This is a genomic window from Gordonia sp. w5E2 (assembly GCF_036540975.1).
GTDB classification, from domain to species: Bacteria; Actinomycetota; Actinomycetes; order Mycobacteriales; family Mycobacteriaceae; genus Gordonia; species Gordonia jacobaea.
The window spans coordinates 2,366,269-2,382,512 of sequence record NZ_CP144213.1 but is presented as its reverse complement, the minus strand read 5'-3'; the positions used below and the strand labels follow the sequence as shown (position 1 = coordinate 2,382,512).

Annotated in this window: 15 protein-coding genes; 5 read left to right on the top strand and 10 right to left on the bottom strand. The window is 65.9% G+C overall.

All coding sequences use genetic code 11. From position 1 onward, the window contains the following. Positions 1-7: 7 nt before the first annotated feature. The 3 genes from RND64_RS10885 to RND64_RS10875 are packed head-to-tail and all read left to right on the top strand — an operon-like array spanning position 8 to position 2,449. On the top strand, positions 8-688 hold the full coding sequence (locus RND64_RS10885) for an isochorismatase family protein (RefSeq protein ID WP_049697338.1): 681 nt from the start codon (positions 8-10) through the stop codon (positions 686-688). Beyond that, positions 681-1,424, top strand: a complete 744-nt coding sequence (locus RND64_RS10880; RefSeq protein WP_049697337.1) for a 2,3-dihydro-2,3-dihydroxybenzoate dehydrogenase — start codon at positions 681-683, stop codon at positions 1,422-1,424. Before RND64_RS10885 ends, RND64_RS10880 begins: the two co-directional genes overlap by 8 nt. 53 nt (positions 1,425-1,477) lie before the next feature. Continuing rightward, complete coding sequence (locus tag RND64_RS10875) at positions 1,478-2,449, top strand: ABC transporter substrate-binding protein (RefSeq protein ID WP_049697525.1); 972 nt, start codon at positions 1,478-1,480, stop codon at positions 2,447-2,449. 139 nt (positions 2,450-2,588) lie between these two features. Here the strand turns inward: RND64_RS10875 and RND64_RS10870 are convergent, their stop codons facing one another. The 4 genes from RND64_RS10870 to RND64_RS10855 form a co-directional block, all read right to left on the bottom strand. Next, entirely contained in the window at positions 2,589-3,782 is a 1,194-nt protein-coding gene (locus tag RND64_RS10870; protein WP_049697336.1) for a lipase family protein, read from the bottom strand. Between the two features lie 93 nt (positions 3,783-3,875). Beyond that, positions 3,876-4,868: a methylmalonyl Co-A mutase-associated GTPase MeaB gene (gene meaB / locus RND64_RS10865; protein WP_049697335.1), complete on the bottom strand. Its 993-nt coding sequence runs from the start codon at positions 4,866-4,868 to the stop codon at positions 3,876-3,878. Further along, on the bottom strand, positions 4,868-7,177 hold the full coding sequence (gene scpA / locus RND64_RS10860) for a methylmalonyl-CoA mutase (protein ID WP_049697334.1): 2,310 nt from the start codon (positions 7,175-7,177) through the stop codon (positions 4,868-4,870). Before scpA ends, meaB begins: the two co-directional genes overlap by 1 nt. Beyond that, entirely contained in the window at positions 7,174-9,117 is a 1,944-nt protein-coding gene (locus RND64_RS10855) for a methylmalonyl-CoA mutase family protein (RefSeq protein ID WP_049697333.1), read from the bottom strand. The genes scpA and RND64_RS10855 overlap by 4 nt, the downstream gene beginning before the upstream one ends. A gap of 127 nt (positions 9,118-9,244) precedes the next feature. Between RND64_RS10855 and RND64_RS10850 the strand changes: the two genes are divergently transcribed. Then, positions 9,245-9,955 (top strand): TVP38/TMEM64 family protein, encoded by a 711-nt coding sequence (locus tag RND64_RS10850; RefSeq protein WP_049697332.1) that lies wholly within the window; start codon positions 9,245-9,247, stop codon positions 9,953-9,955. Positions 9,956-9,961: 6 nt separating this feature from the next. Here RND64_RS10850 and RND64_RS10845 read toward each other — a convergent pair whose 3' ends face one another. The 3 genes from RND64_RS10845 to RND64_RS10835 form a co-directional block, all read right to left on the bottom strand. Next, positions 9,962-11,188 (bottom strand): SPFH domain-containing protein, encoded by a 1,227-nt coding sequence (locus RND64_RS10845; protein ID WP_049697331.1) that lies wholly within the window; start codon positions 11,186-11,188, stop codon positions 9,962-9,964. Continuing rightward, on the bottom strand, positions 11,189-11,617 hold the full coding sequence (locus tag RND64_RS10840; protein WP_049697330.1) for an NfeD family protein: 429 nt from the start codon (positions 11,615-11,617) through the stop codon (positions 11,189-11,191). It abuts the gene before it with no gap. Between the two features lie 62 nt (positions 11,618-11,679). Further along, positions 11,680-12,510, bottom strand: a complete 831-nt coding sequence (locus RND64_RS10835) for a DUF3097 domain-containing protein (protein ID WP_049697329.1) — start codon at positions 12,508-12,510, stop codon at positions 11,680-11,682. Between the two features lie 130 nt (positions 12,511-12,640). Here RND64_RS10835 and RND64_RS10830 point away from each other — a divergent pair, with 130 nt between their 5' ends. Continuing rightward, positions 12,641-13,441 carry a hypothetical protein gene (locus RND64_RS10830; protein ID WP_049697328.1) on the top strand — a complete coding sequence of 267 codons (801 nt, stop codon included), beginning with the start codon at positions 12,641-12,643 and terminating at the stop codon, positions 13,439-13,441. Positions 13,442-13,449: 8 nt separating this feature from the next. On the opposite strand, the gene RND64_RS10825 is transcribed toward RND64_RS10830, so the two are convergent. From RND64_RS10825 to inhA, 3 genes are read right to left on the bottom strand one after another with little or no spacing between them, the layout of a single operon-like run. Then, positions 13,450-14,238, bottom strand: a complete 789-nt coding sequence (locus RND64_RS10825; RefSeq protein WP_049697524.1) for a class I SAM-dependent methyltransferase — start codon at positions 14,236-14,238, stop codon at positions 13,450-13,452. 2 nt (positions 14,239-14,240) lie between these two features. Next, positions 14,241-15,389: a ferrochelatase gene (locus RND64_RS10820; protein WP_049697327.1), complete on the bottom strand. Its 1,149-nt coding sequence runs from the start codon at positions 15,387-15,389 to the stop codon at positions 14,241-14,243. After that, on the bottom strand, positions 15,386-16,222 hold the full coding sequence (gene inhA, locus RND64_RS10815; protein ID WP_005202835.1) for an NADH-dependent enoyl-ACP reductase InhA: 837 nt from the start codon (positions 16,220-16,222) through the stop codon (positions 15,386-15,388). Before inhA ends, RND64_RS10820 begins: the two co-directional genes overlap by 4 nt. Positions 16,223-16,244: the final 22 nt, after the last annotated feature.

Genomic DNA, 16,244 nt, shown 5'->3' with positions numbered 1-16,244 from the left:
TAATGGCGTGGCTATCCCGACGATCACCCCGTACCAGATTCCCGACGGACCGTTCCCGCAGCGCGTCGACTGGAAGTTGGAACCCTCGCGCGCCGCGCTGCTGATCCACGATATGCAGAACTACTTCATCGACGCCTACGATACGCAGGCCGAACCGATGGCGACCGCGCTCCCGAACATGGTCGCCATTCGTGCGGCAGCCACCGCCGCGGGCATACCCGTCGTCTACACGGCGCAGCCCGGCGATCAACACCCCTCGCGTCGAGGAATCCTGGCCGATTTCTGGGGCCGTGGACTCGATTCCGGCCGTGACGAGCACATCATTCCCGCACTGGCTCCTCGCCAGGGCGACATCACCGTCACCAAGTGGCGGTACTCGGGATTTCAGCGCACCGATCTGAGACACCTGTTGGCACGGCACGGGCGTGATCAGCTCATCGTGATCGGGGTGTACGCCCACATGGGGTGCATGATCAGCGCAACCGAGGCGTTCATGATGGACGTCGAACCGTTCTTCGTTGCCGACGCCGTCGCCGACTTCACGCGCGACGAGCACACGATGGCGTGCGAATACGTCGGAAAGCGTGCGGGACGGGTCCTCACCACCGACGACGTTGTCGACGCGCTGCAGAAAGGCGCAACGTCGGAATCGGACACCCCCGCGCGCGGGGCGCGCAGCCATGCCTGATTCTGCGCTGCCTGATCCTGTGTTGCTTCAACCCGGTTCGCTCGCGGGAACACGCGCGGTGGTCACCGGCGCCGCGGGGGGTATCGGGGCAGCCGTCACCGCGTTGCTGCGCGCGCACGGGGCCTCGGTGGACGCGTGGGATCTGGTGCACGACAACGGTATTCGTAGTGTCGACGTCACCGATCGGCAGGCTGTCGGCGATGCGTGGAAGGCGGCGACGCAGGCGGGCCCCGTCGATATCGTCGTCTCGGCCGCCGGAGTGATGTCCGACGACTGGGATACCTGCATGGCCGTGAACGCGGGCGGGGTGCGCAATCTGCTCGACGTCTCACTCGACGACCTCACCGCGCGACGGAGCGGATCCGTCGTGGTCGTCTCGAGCAACGCGGGAGCCACCCCGCGATCGGGGCTGGCCGCGTACGCCGCATCCAAGGCCGCCGCGACGTCGTACGCGCGCAGTCTCGGACTTCGGGTCGCGCCGTACGGTGTCCGCGTCAACATTGTCTCCCCCGGTTCCACCGACACGCCGATGCTGCGGGGAATGTGGACCGACGACGCTGACCGCGACCGGGTACTCGCCGGGGAACCGGACGCCTATCGACTCGGAATACCGTTGGGACGCATAGCAAGTCCCGAAGATGTTGCATCGACGGTGGTATTCCTCGCGTCGAACGCCGCACGCCACATCACCATGCACGACCTTCGCGTCGACGGAGGTGCGACGTTGGACATGTGATGTGCGATGTACCGTCCGAAACTGACATACCCGACACAGACGATTGGATTGAAGTGAAGAAAACGCGCGCGACGCGGGCACTCGCGGTTCTGCTGACAGCAGGACTCATCGGTTTCCTGGCCGCATGCTCGTCCTCAGAGGACGACGCATCGTCGTCGTCATCGGAATCGTTCGCCCCCGTGACGATCGACCACGAGTTCGGCAGCACCACGATCGACAAGAAGCCGACCAAGGTGGTCAGCCTTATCACCGACTGGACCGATACCCTTGCGGCGCTGGATATCCCGATCACCGCTGAGTTCGTTCCGCAGGGCACCCCGAGCTTCGAGTGGACGCCCAAGCACGACTCCGAGGTGATCCAGGTTGCAGACATCTCGCAGGTCAGCGTCGGCGAGATCGCCAAGTACCAACCGGATCTGATCCTGGCAGGCTATGTCGGCGACAAGAGCCGCTACGACAAGCTGGCTGAGATCGCACCGACGATCCCCGTCCTGACCAAGGGCGCGACGGTCGATACGTGGGAGAAGATCGCCACCACCACCGGGCAGATCTTCGGCAAGCAGCAGCAGGCAACCGAACTCGTCGACTCGACGAACAAGAAGATCTCCGACTTCAAGGCGAAGTACCCCGCGGCCGTTGGCAAGACGTTCACCTTCGCACAGGTCGGTCCGACCGGCCAGGTCGGTGCGATCAACACCACCGACGATGCCGCCGCAGGTCTGATCGCCCAGCTCGGATTCACCCTGAACCCGAAGGTCGCCGCCGAGCACAAGGAGGGTTCGACGCGCTCCCTCATCTCTGCCGAGCGAATCGACCTGCTCGACTCGGATCTGCTCGTTGTCTACACCCCGGGCGGCGATCCCGCTGTCGCAGAGCGTGTTCCGGGTTGGTCATCGCTGCCCGCGGTCCAGAAGGGCACCGTGGTGTTCCTCGACGACAAGACGCAGCCTGCCTTCAGCGTGCCCAGCGCACCGTCGGTCGGATTCGTGATCAACACCCTCGATCCCGTGGCCGCCAAGTTCTGAGGTTTGCCCCGGGGAGAGAAACCCACCACAACGACTGCGTCCCGCTCACCGATTCCTCGGTGAGCGGGACGCAGTCTTTGTAGGTCTTTGTAGGTCTTTGTAGGTCGTTGTAGGTCGTTGTAGCGCTGACGCGCCGCGATCAGGCCGTCGGCCAGCGGAGCCCTTCGGACCATGCCAGCGCGTTCGTTTCCGCGTAGACACCGACGCCGTGGCCGGCCTGGTAGGTCCGCAGATCGACATTGACGCCGTTCGCCTTCGCGCGATCGACCCACCGCTGTGTCAGCGGCGCGAATGCCACCGGATCGAGTGCGCCCTGCTGGAGCAGAATCGGTGCTGGATAACCCTTTTCGGGGACGTACGTCACCGAGCGCAAAGCCGGGATCAGCGGACCCTCGTTGAACGGCTTCGCAACGAGTTGCCCGACGGTCATCCCCTTTGTCGCGCGACCCTGATTCGGGTAGCACAGTGTCTGCGCATCTTTCACGACCTTGCGCCCCTGCGGGGTCAGATAGGAATCGACGTCCACATCGGGTCGCGCGACCTTGAGTCCCGCGAGCACGTACGAGAAGTAGGTGACGTAGTCGGGCACCTCGACCGGCGGGACGCCCGGTCGGATCGCCGAGAAGTAGTCGGCGATGTCGACGGGCGGTGAGGTCGCGGCGACACCGACATTGGTCAACTCGGGAGCGTAAGTCGGCGTGAGATGACCCGCCCACAACGCGGCGTGTCCACCCTGCGAACCACCCGTGGACACAAAGCCCTTCGAGGTCTGCGCTCCGGTGAACTGTGGGGTCACGACGCGCGCCGCGCGAACGGAATCGAGGATGTTCTTGCCTGCGATGTCGCCGTCGAGGTAGGCGTGCACACCGGGGCCGCCGATACCCGCGTACTCGGTCGCCGCGATGACGTAGCCCTTCTTGAGCCACGGACCAAGCCAGGAGTCGTAGCGCCCCTGATGCCCCATGCGGTCGGTGACGGTGCAGTCGTCGCCGAGGCCCGCGGTGCCGTGACCGTAGGCCAGGACGCGATAGCCATCCTTCGGTGCGGCAACAGCGGGAATCATGATCGTGGCACGCACGGGCACGAGCGTGCCGTCACTCTGCGGCGAAAGGTAGGTCACGGCAACAACTTTGCCCGCACCTGCAACCTTCGCGTCCGGCCTGTCGGTGATGTCCTCGGCGCTTAGCACCGTGCCCGCGGTGGCAGGCGCTGCCGCAGCTGGGGTCGCGGTGAGCGTGGGCACCAACCCGATCACCACCGCGACGAGTATGGATACCACCGACCCAAGCATCGCGGCGAAACGACGCCGCGGGATCCTGGCCAGAGAACGCATGAGACCGCCTTCCTTACAGACACGGTGCCCGACATTAGGCGACCCTAAGCAACGTAGCAGGTCATCTGGGTCTCGCCGTCGATGGCCCTTCGGTCACCGACGATCGAAGGAGGCGAGGATTTCCTGCGCAGCCAGGGCGGGCGTCAGGTCTCCGGATCCGACACGCGCTTCGACGTCACTGCGGATCCCGGCGACCTCCGGGCTGGCCGCCAGGCGATTGAGCAACTCGTCGCGCACCATTGTCCACGTCCAGTCGATCTGCTGGCGGCTGCGCCTCGCGTCGAACTCGCCCGCGTCGACCAGCACGGAATGATGGCGCTCGACGGCCTGCCAGAAGTCGTCGACGCCGGTGTTCTCGAGTGCGCTCATCGTCAGGACGGGTGGCACCCACAGCGCGTCGTGCGGATAGATCAGCTTGAGCGCGTTCTTCAGTTCGCGCGCAGCCCCTTTGGCCTCGGTCAGATGCGAGCCGTCGGCCTTGTTCACCACGATGACGTCGGCGAGTTCGAGCACGCCCTTCTTGATGCCCTGCAGCGAATCGCCTGTCCGCGCGAGGGTGAGGAACGTGAAGGTATCGACCATGTTGGCGACGGTCACCTCCGACTGACCGACGCCGACCGTCTCGACGAGCACGACGTCGAATCCGGCGGCCTCGACGAGCACGATGCTCTCGCGGGTCGCCTTCGCGACGCCACCGAGTGTGCCCGACGTCGGAGACGGGCGGATGTAGGCGTCGGGGTGCACGGCCAGCGTGCCCATGCGTGTCTTGTCGCCGAGTATCGAACCACCCGTACGCGTCGACGACGGGTCGACTGCCAGCACCGCGACGCGGTGACCCTGCTCGATGAGGTGCATCCCGAGCGCTTCGATCGTCGTCGACTTGCCGACCCCCGGCACACCGGTGATCCCCACGCGAAACGACTTCCCGGCATGCGGGGTGAGCGCCAACAGCAACTCCTGTGCCGCCGCACGGTGATCCGGTCGCGTTGACTCGACCAAGGTGATCGCCCTCGCGAGATCGGCGCGACGATCACCGAGCACACCGTCGGTCAGCGCCTGAACATCAACCCGACGTTGCACTCCCATTAACCGGCAGCCACCTCTGGCAACTCGATGTCGAGGCTGTCTGCGAGCTTGGAGATCAACTCGACGGCGGAATCGGCGATCACGCTGCCGGGCGGGAAGATGGCGGCCGCACCTGCCTCATAGAGCTCGTCGAAATCGCCCGGCGGGATGACGCCGCCGACGACGATCATGATGTCCTCGCGACCGACGTCGGTCAACGCCTGACGCAGCGCAGGTACCAGGGTGAGATGACCCGCCGCCAACGATGACACCCCGACGACGTGGACGTCGTTGTCGGCAGCCTGTGCGGCGACCTCTTCCGGCGTGGCGAACAGGGGGCCGACGTCGACGTCGAAGCCGAGGTCGGCGAAGGCGGTCGCGATCACCTTCTGTCCGCGATCATGGCCGTCCTGACCCATTTTCGCGACGAGCACGCGGGGTCGTCGACCCTCCGCCTCCGCGAAACGTCGAACGATGTCGGTCGCCGCGTCGATGTTGCTCACGTCGCCTGCCTCATGCCGGTACACCCCGCTGATGGTCTTGATCTGCGCCTGATGGCGACCATAGACCTTTTCCAGGGCGGCCGAGATCTCGCCGACGGTCGCCTGATGACGTGCCGCCTCGATCGCGAGCGCCATCAGGTTGTTGTCCAGTCCGCCCGAGGTGTCGGTCGACGCGGCGGCGCGGGTGAGATCGGCAAGTGCAGCATCGACCGCGGCCTGATGGCGTTGTGTCCGAAGCCTTTTCAGCTTCTCGAGTTGCTCGGCCCGCACCTTTGAGTTCTCGACCTTGAGGACCTCGATCTCCTCGTCGTCATCGACTCGGTACTTGTTCACGCCGATCAGTGGTTGCTGCCCGGAGTCGATGCGCGCCTGTGTGCGGGCGGCGGCCTCCTCGATGCGGAGTTTCGGCAGACCCTCGTTGATGGCCTGCGTCATGCCGCCGGTCTCCTCCACCTCCGCGATATGGCGACGAGCCTTGTCGGCGAGTTGCGCGGTGAGCCACTCGACGTAATTCGACCCCGCCCACGGATCGATGGGACGCGTCGTGCCCGACTCCTGTTGGAGCAGTAGCTGCGTGTTGCGGGCGATCCTGGCCGAGAAGTCGGTCGGCAGAGCGATGGCCTCGTCGAGCGCGTTGGTGTGCAACGACTGCGTGTGGCCCTGCGTCGCAGCCATTGCCTCGACGCAGGTGCGTGCCACGTTGTTGAAGACGTCCTGCGCCGTCAGCGACCATCCGGAGGTCTGCGAATGTGTGCGCAGCGACAGCGATTTCGGGTTCTTCGGAGTGAACTGCGCCACCAGCTCACTCCATAGCAGCCGTGCGGCACGGAGCTTGGCGACCTCCATGAAGAAGTTCATGCCGATGCCCCAGAAGAACGAGAGTCGTGGCGCGAACTTGTCGATGTCGAGGCCGGCCTCGATCCCTGCGCGGATGTACTCGACGCCGTCGGCAAGCGTGTAGGCGAGTTCGAGATCGGCTGTCGCTCCGGCCTCTTGGATGTGATAGCCGGAGATCGATATGGAGTTGAACTTCGGCATCTTCGCGCTGGTGTAGGCAAAGATGTCGGAGATGATCCGCATGGAGGGCTTGGGCGGATAGATGTAGGTGTTGCGGACCATGAACTCTTTGAGAATGTCGTTCTGGATGGTCCCGGCCAACTTCTCCGGCGGCACACCCTGCTCTTCGGCGGCAACGACATACAACGCCAGGATGGGCAGCACGGCGCCGTTCATCGTCATCGACACCGAGACTGCGCCCAGGTCGATGCCGTCGAAGAGCTGACGCATGTCGAGGATCGAGTCGATCGCGACGCCCGCCATACCCACGTCACCTGCGACGCGCGGGTGGTCGGAGTCGTAGCCGCGGTGGGTTGCGAGGTCGAAGGCGACCGACAAACCCTTCTGCCCGGCCGCCAGATTGCGGCGGTAGAAGGCGTTCGACTCCGCGGCCGTCGAGAAGCCCGCGTACTGACGAATCGTCCACGGCTGGTTCACGTACATCGTGGGGTATGGCCCCCGGATGAAGGGTGCGGCGCCGGGGATGGAGTCGAGCGGATAGGGGTGCTCGGCGTCGCGGGTGACGGCGTCGCGGTCGGCCCGGGTGTAGATGGGCTTGACGTCGATCTGTTCGGGTGTGCTCCAGACGACCTGCTCCGTCGTATAGCCATTTGCCGCTGCGAGCGTGTCGATCGCGTCGGCGACATCCGACGACCCCGCGGTGGCCGCGAAATCGCCTGCGCCGTCGAGATCGACGTCGGCGAAGCTACCGATGGTTCCCGCCTGCTGTGTGCCCGTCTGCTGCGTACCCGTCTGCTGTGTTTCGGTCATGCCGAGGCTCCCGAGGTGTTCGACCCGGCCGGGGTCGATGTGGTCAGCGTGTCAAAGAGATCGTTCAGGGTGGCGACGGCGTCGATACCGACACGGAGCGACCCGTCGGGCTTCGCCTGCCCGTCGGATTCGGTTGCAGGCCACTCCTTTTCAGGGCCGGCGAGAAGCACATTGCCGATCCCGGCCGCACGTGCCGCCGCAAGTGCGGCCGGCCCGTCGTCGGCATAGCGCTGCTTGGTTCCACAGATGACCGCGATCGGGGTGTTCGCCGCTGTTGCCAGGTCGGCGATGTCGTCGGCGGTCACCGGCCCGGGGTTGATGACCGCGATACCGCCTGCGGCAAGGAGATTTGCCACGAAAGTGGTACGACCGTTGTGTTCGGCGACGCTTCCGAGCGGCAGCAGCAGCACCGTCGGACGACGTCCGGTGTCGGCGAGCACGGCGTCGGATCGGTCGCGCAATTCCTCGAATGCACGTCCCACCCGTGCGAGCCGCGGACCGCCGGTCGCGAGGGTGGTTGTGTCCGCGGTGTCGGGGCCGAGCGGCTTCTCGTCGAGGTTGGGGAACTCGCTCACGCCGGTGACCGGCTTACGCCGGTGCGCAACCTCGACGTCACGTCGTGCCAGGGACTCGCCGATACGGTCGGCGACCCAGTCCGACGAGAGTGCGGCGCGGTAGCCACCGGCCGCTTCGATGTCGGTGAAGACCGCCCACGCGTTGGATGCGAGGTCGTCGGTGAGGCTTTCGACAAACCACGAGCCGCCCGCCGGGTCGAGGACGCGGCCGACGTTCGATTCCTCGAGAAGCAACAGTTGGGTGTTGCGGGCGATACGTCGGGTGAACGTCGACCCCGACGTACGCTTCGACGCAGGCAGCGCGGCATCGTAGGGCAGGACGCTCACCTGGTCGGCACCACCGACACCCGCGCCGAAAGCCGCAACCGTGCTGCGCAGCATGTTCACCCAGGGATCCCGCTGGGAGTACATCGAGAGTGCTGTCACCGCGTGGGTGAGCGCACCACCGACCTCCGGCGCGCCGACGACACCGGCGACGCGCGCCCAGATCTTACGCAGCGCACGCAGTTTCGCGATGGATGCGAACTGGTCGTCATCTACCGACACACCGAACGACACCTGGGTCAACGCCTGCGCCGGAGACAATCCGGCGTCGGTGAGGTCACGCAGATGTGTGAGGGCCGCTCCGACGACGAGCGCGATCTCGAGGCCGTTGTCGGCGCCCGCGGTGGCAAAGTCGGCACCGTCGACGCGGAACGCACGCAGGGCGGGGTCGGGATTCGAGACTGCCAGCGCCGTGGCCTGCGCCGCGTCCACGGTCGGTCGGCCGCTGTACGCCGCAGTCAACGGCGAGAGTCCCAGCGAATGCGTGGTGCCGACCGTGGGTGCGGTGGTCACCGGCGGCTCCGGCGCGCCCGCACGGATCGCAGCGAATGCCTCGGCCGCCGCGATTCCGTCGGCCCCGGCGTCGAGCGTCACCGGCGCGAGATCGAGATAGACGCCGTCGAGCACCGTGGCGAGGTCATCGGCAGCCACAGCCCCGCCGACCGCGATCCACAGGCCGCTGGTGCCGTTGTTCATCGCCTCGAGGATCTCGGTGTTGACCGCCGCTGCGTCGACCGCCGGGTCGTCGCCGAATCGTTCGGTGACTCGCCAACCGGCCGTCACATCGCGCGCGGGATCTGCACCTCGAACGAAGGGAAACGCCCCGGGCAGTCCGGGCTCGGGGGTTTCGTCCTTGCGGGTGTAGAGCGGCCGCACCGTGAGGCCGTCGGCTGTCGAGGTCGACAGCAGGGCTTCCGGAGTATCGGGAAGGTCGGCGACGTCGACACGTCGCGACTTGGCGAGCACCGCAGCCGCCGACTCCGACCAGTGTTGGTAGGCCTCGTCGAGTGCCGGGTCTGACTGCACAGGCTGATCATTCATGTGGTCTGGCTAACCTCCGTGATGCTCCTGTTGGGCGCGTAACCGAACCTTAGCCGATCGTTCGCTCGGTCGGGTAAGCGCTCCATGGAAGCAGTTCGCCACAAGGGACGACGAGTAGAGTTACCCGGTGCCCTCAGAGACCGTGACCCCGACGCCTACACAGGATGTCGGAGACCGTGTGGCACGCAGACGTCTGGTCCGCAACGCCGTCATCGCGTTCATAGCGGTGTGCGCTGTGCTGGTCACGTCATACCTGGTCCCAGTGCCGACGGTTGCGAGCGTCCGTAGTTGGGGCGAGGACCTCGGACCGGGGTTCGTCTGGGTCTTCTTCCTCGCGTACGCGCTCGTCACCGTGTTTCCCATCCCCCGCACCGTGTTCACGGTCTCCGCGGGCGTGCTGTTCGGGCCGGTGGTCGGACTCATCGGCGCACTGATCTCGACAGCTGTTGCCGCGACGCTCGGATTTCTGCTTGCGCGGTGGGCAGGGCGCGATCGGGTCACGCCTTTCCTGAGCCGTCCGGTTGTCATGACGATCGACGCGAGGCTTGCCGCACGCGGGTGGCTGGCGATCGGATCGCTGCGATTGATCCCGATCTGTCCGTTCTGGTTGTTGAACTGGTGCGCCGGGCTCTCGTCCGTGCGGCTTCTCCCCTACCTGATCGCGTCGGTCATCGCGTCTGCGCCGGGCACCGTCGCGGTGGTCCTGCTCGGCAACGCTCTGACCGGCGAGCGCAATCCTCTGCTCATGCTCTTGAGCGCGACCTTCTTCGCCGTCGGGGTCATCGGACTGATCGTCGACGTCCGACTACCGGTACGCGACCAGTCGACCACTGCGTAAGCGGCCTCACTCGGTTCGCAGCGCCTCATCGTCGGCCGTCGTCGCGGGAGACGCGGTGTCGGCCAACTCGTTCGCAGCAGGTTGGGGCTCGGCGTACGGCAGCGACGACCGCACGGGACGCGCAGTCACCTCGGGGGCGACGGGCTTGCGCGCAACGGCCTCGGCCTCTGCTACCGCCTGCGCCACCTTGGGATCTGATGCGAGAGAGAACCAGTCCTCGGTCTCGGCGTCGTCGACCTCCGGGGCCGATTCGTCGTGGTTGGGCTCGTAGCGGAACACGCCGTCATCACCCTGCTGAGCGAACGACCTCGCGAATCCCTGCAGCGCCGAGCCGAAATCGGTGGGGAGCACCCAGACCTTGTTCGCCTCACCCTTGGCCATCTCCGGAATCTGCTGCAGGTACTGGTAGGCGAGAACCTCGGGCGTCGGCTTGCTCGACTTCACCGCAGCAAAGGTCTTCTCGATGGCCTTGGCCTCGCCTTGCGCCTGCAGGTAGACCGCCGCGCGATCGCCCTGGGCGCGCAGAATGCGTGACTGCCGGTCGGCCTCCGCGCCGAGAATCGCAGCCTGCTTGGCGCCCTCCGCCGCGAGGATCTGGCTCTGCTTGTTACCTTCGGCCGTCTTGATCGCCGACTCACGCTGGCCCTCGGCGGCGAGGATCGTCGCGCGCTTCTCCCGGTCGGCCTTCATCTGCTTCTCCATCGACTCCTGGATCGACGGAGGCGGCATGATCGACTTCAGTTCGACGCGAGCCACTCGCAAGCCCCACCTGCCGGTCGCCTCGTCGAGGACACCACGCAGCTGCCCGTTGATCGAGTCACGAGAGGTCAGCGTCTCCTCGAGCGTCATGCCACCGACGACGTTGCGCAACGTGGTGATGGTGAGCTGCTCGACACCCGCGATGTAGTCGTCGATCTCGTAGACCGCCGACCGCGGGTTGGTCACCTGGAAGTACACGACCGTGTCGATCGACAGGGTCAGGTTGTCCTCGGTGATCACCGGCTGCGGCGGAAACGACACGACACGTTCACGGATGTCGACCCGTGCGCGAATGCGATCGATGAACGGCAGCAGGAGCGTCAACTGACCGGAGACGGTTCGCGTGTAGCGACCGAGCCGTTCGATCACCGCGGCCTCGGCCTGCGGAATCAGTGCTACCGATTTCGCCAGGACCACCACAACGAGGAGCACCAGCAGGATCACCACGGCCAAGCCGATGTATTCCATTGCCATTCATCCCTTCCAGACGACAGCGGTCGCGCCGTCGATCTGCACGATCGTCACATGTTCACCCGGCTCGATGGTCTCGGCCGGGTCCATCGACCGCGCCGACCAGATCTCGCCGCCGATCTTCACCCGACCGTCATTGCCGTCGATCTGCTCGGTCACGATTCCCTGCTTGCCCTCCAACGCCTCGGTGTTGGTGAGCACGCGCGGTCGACTCAACATGTGGCGCTTGGCAACCGGCCGCACGACGGCGACCAGCAGGATGGACACCACGGCGAAGACGACTCCGTCGACCCATATCGGTGGATCGAACGCGACGTCGACACCCGCAGTGGCGAACGCACCACCTGCGAGCATGAGAAGGACGAGATCGCCACTGAAGATCTCTCCGATCAGCAGCACGATCGCGGCGGCAAGCCAGATCAGTGCGCTCATATATTCATTGTGCCAGAACGAATCCGACAAACCCGACGACGAGCAGAAACTGTGCCGTCTGGTCAGTCGTCGCCGGGCGTGAGCGTCACGAAGTCGATCAGTTCTTCGACCGACCGCAACAGCGGAACCTCGAGATCACGAAAGTTGTTGACTCCGGCTAGAACTCGACGCCAGCCGTCCTGCGGTGTGCCCCATCGAAGTCGTGCACAGATGCCTGTCTTCCAGTCTTCGCCGCGCGGAACATCAGGCCACTTCGTGATCCGCACCGATGACGGCTTCACCGCCTGCCAGACGTCGATATAGGGATGCCCGCACACCAGAACGTTCTCGCCAACGTCCGCGGTCAGTCGTTCCTCCTTGGATCCCGCGACGAGATGATCGACCAGAACGCCGACGCGGCGATGCGGTGCCGGACCGAACTCCGCCAACGCGGATTCGAGATTGTCGAGTCCGTCGAGACTCTCCACGACGACGCCTTCCGCGCGGAGGTCCGCGCCCCACACACGCTCGATGAGGGTGGCGTCGTGCACACCCTCGACAAACAGTCGACTCGCTCTGGCTTGCCGTGCACGTTGTTGCGGTAGCGCCCGCGATCCGGATGCGGTGCGCGACGCGGCCTGCGGACCGCGGGTCCGCGGACGTACGAGCGTCACCGGCTTGCCGTCGATGAGAAACGCCCCCGGCAGCATCAGGAACACGCGCGATCGTCCGTGACGATCCTCGAGTCGCACCAGGTCGCCGGAGTAGCTCTTCTCCAAGCCGATGACGGCACCACAGAAGCCGGTCGCGGCGTCCTCGACAACCAGGTCACGTTCGGCCGCCACCTCTGGAGGCCTCGGCTTGGCCCGGCGCGGCGTCGCCAGCACGTCTCGTCCATATCGATCGTCGCTCACTCCGGACACGCTAAGGGCAGACCCGACGCGCTGCGTGTCGCCACGCCGGGCACCTCCATGACGTGTCGGTGTCGATGTCGGTGTCGATGCGCGCGGCGCGCGTGAGCCGCCATCGGTATCGTGATTCCTCGTGACCAGTACCGACCACACCGTGACGCGAGCGTGGCCAGCATGCGCGCTCGGCGGCTGGGCCGCGGCGTGGCTGGCGGGCCGATGCTCACCCGACGACGTGGCCGACACACTCGCGATCTTCGCCGATCACCACACGGTCGACGACCACACCGACCACCCGCGCATCGGCAACGACGGCGTTCTCGGACTCCTCTCACTCCTACGCGGTGCCACGGCGATGTCGGTGCGCCTGCCGTCAGCGGGCGACCCCCACGGTCTGCCCCCCGGACCTGCCACGTCTGCGTGCTTCGCAGCCGGCGAAGTCCTGCTTGTCGACGACGAGATCGGAAAGCGCGCAGGCCCCCTCGCGCTCGTCCCCAACCTCGACGCCGACGTATGCCGGTGGTCTGTGTACCGCTACGCCGCCCCGCTGCCCGCAGACCCGTCGGCACCCGTCGGTGAAGTGGAATATCAACTGCGGCAATCGGTCTCGGAGGCAGCAGCCCTGGCCACCAGGGTCGGCTCGCGCGCAGGCAACCCTCCTGCCGATCTCCGTGGCTCCGTCCGCGCGCTCACGCTGCGCAATCAGGTCGACCTCCCGCCCCACGACGACACCCGTGCGAGGAGAGTGATCGATAGCGCCGCTCAGATCGAGGCCATCGTCACCGTCGCCGGTCGAGGTGACGTCACCTTCGGCGCGACGTCGAACGAATTGCATTCCGGCGACGGCGAATTACGACGCCTGGTCTCGCTTGCCCGCGCCGCACGCGGCGCCGCGGTCAATCGGGTCATCTCCGAGTACGTACCGACGATCCCGTAAAGCCGTCGTCAGCGTCGACGTGCCTCGATGAGGTGACGTGTGGAGTGGGCGACGAACGGCCCCTCCCGCTGGATCTGCTCGTGTAGTTCGCGAAGCCGGCCCCGATATCCGTCCACCGTGAATCCGGGGACCCACCACACAACCTTTCTCAGGAGATAGATCACCGCGGCGACGTCGAAGATCTCGATGCGGAGTCTGGCCGTGCGAAGATCGACGACCTCGAATCCCGCCGATTCAGCTGACCGCACCTCGTCCTCGGGACGCCGGTGTCTGCGTCCCGAGGGCTGAGGTCCCAGGAAGAACTCGATCAATTCGAAAGCACTCGCAGGACCTACATGCTGTGCGAGGTAGGTGCCACCGGGTGCGAGTACGCGAGCGATCTCATCCCACCAGATCGTTGCGGGATGCCTGCTTGTCACAAGGTCGAAAGCGTTGTCGGCGAACGGAAATGGTGGCTCATCGGCACAGTTGACCACCACTACCCCACGCGGGTGCAACAGCTTGGTCGCGTGCGCGACATTGGGTGGCCACGACTCCGTCGCTACCGCCGTCGGCGGGATACGTCCCGCCTCCGCCAGCACTTCGCCACCGCCGGTTTGAAGATCCAAGGATGCCGACGCGGTGCCGAGACGATCCGCCATCGCACGCGCGTAACCCCACGGTGGGCGTTCCTCGGTTGCGCGTCCGTCCAACCACGAGAAATCCCAACCCGACACGTCGGCGGCCGCGCCGTCGGCCACGAGGTCGGTGAACGACGTCGCGACCGCATCGTCGTCTACCTCCGACCCCGACCCCACTGCTAGGCCCGCTGAGGTCGGCGCACCGGGACGCAGCAGTTCGGGCGGCACGTCGCACCGTTGTCGGCGCACCCGAGTGCCCGCAGGTCACCCTCGCCGTCGGCGTAGCGTTCGATGAGGTCGGCGATCATCGTGATGAAACGCGGATCGGTTCCCACGCTGTCGGCACGCGCGTACTCCATCCCGAGTTTCTCGGCGACGTCCGCGGCCTCGTTGTCGAGGTCCCACACCACCTCGAGGTGATCGGAGATGAATCCGACGGGACTCACCACCACTCTGGAAACGCCTGCCGCGGAGAGTGATTCGAGGTGGTCGCAAATGTCGGGCTCGAGCCACGGGATCTGTGGCGGGCCAGACCTCGACTGCCAGACCTGGTCGACATCGGAGTGTGCAGCACCTTCGAGCGCCTCGGCGACGGCGTTCGACGCCGCGCGCACCTGCCGTGAGTAGAGCCGACCGCCACCGGCTGTGATGCCCTCACCATTCGTGGTGTCGCCGGTGCGCTCGGCGGTGTCGTCGACGGGCCCGGACGCCGCGTCAGCCGACATCGGTACGGAGTGCGCGGTGAAGACGAGATGAGTGGGCGTGTCCGAAGCGGGCAGCGAAGCCACCGCGCGACGCACCGCGTCGGCGCCGGCGTCGACGAAAGACGGCTCGGCCCAGTACTGCGGGAGCTTGCGAAGCAACAACGGGTCGTCAGCCGAATCGGGGACGCGGGCGGCGAGTGCGTCGAGGGCACGGGCGATGTCCTCGTGATACTGACGGCATCCCGAGTAGCCGCCCCAGGCGGAGGTCGGGAACACGAGCACCCGCCGATGACCGTCGGCGTACATCTGCTCGACGGTGTCCTCGACCATCGGCTCCCAGTTGCGGTTGCCGAAGTAGACCGGAAGGTCGCGTCCCCGTCGCGCGAGTTCGGCACGCAACGACTCGATCATGTCCAGGTTCAGTCGATTGATCGGCGACACCCCACCGAAGTGGTAGTAGTGCTCGGCGACGGCTTCCAGTCGCTCGCGCGGGATGCCTCGACCGCGCGTGACGTTCTCGAGGAATGGCATCACCTCGTCGGGCCCGTTGGGTCCGCCGAACGAGAGGAACAGCACGGCGTCGAATGCCGTGCTGTTCTGTGCGCTCGAGCTCTGCGAAGTCACTCGCTGAGGAAGTTCTCCGGGAACCAGGTGTTGTGGCTGGCTCCGCCGTCGACGTACACGATCGAGCCCGTTGTGCCGGGCAGCCAATCGCTGAGCAGGGTGCACACACTCTTACCGACCACTACCGGGTCGTTGACGTCCCAACCGATGGGCGACGCGCCGTCCCAGTAGGTGTTGAGCATGGTGAGTTTCTTGGCATCGTCGGTAGCCGTACCCGAAATCGCCTTGGCTGCAAGCGTTTTGATCGGACCGGCGGCGACGAGGTTGGAACGGATCTTCTTCGCGTAGCCGACCTCGCGCGCCACGTAGCGGTTGACCGACTCGAGTGCGGCCTTCGCAACGCCCATCCAGTTGTAGTCCGGCAGCGCGGTCCGCGGGTCGAAGTCCATGCCGACGATCGAACCGCCCTCGTTCATCACGGGCAGCGCCGCGCGAGCCAGCGAGGCGTAGCTCCACGCCGAGATCTCGAACGACTTCGCGACATCGGGACCAGGACCGTCGAGGAAGGGCACGGCGTCGGGCCCCATCAGCGTCTTCGGTGCGAACGCGATCGAGTGCACGAGACCGTCGACCCCCTCGGGCGCGAGTTCGCGCACCTTGTCGGCGAGCTCGCCGAGGCTCTGCTCGTCGGTGACATCGAGCGGAATCGCTGGCGGAACCTCCTGCGGGAGCCGTTTGGCGATGCGGTCGATCAGTCGCAGTCGTTCGGGGATGCCGGTGATGATCACCTTCGCGCCCTGCTCCTGCGCGACCTTGGCCGTGCTGAACGCGATTGACGCGTCGGTGATGATGCCGGTGATGAGGACGGTCTTTCCGTCCAGGATTCCGCTCACAGTGCTGGGCTCCTCTGCGGGT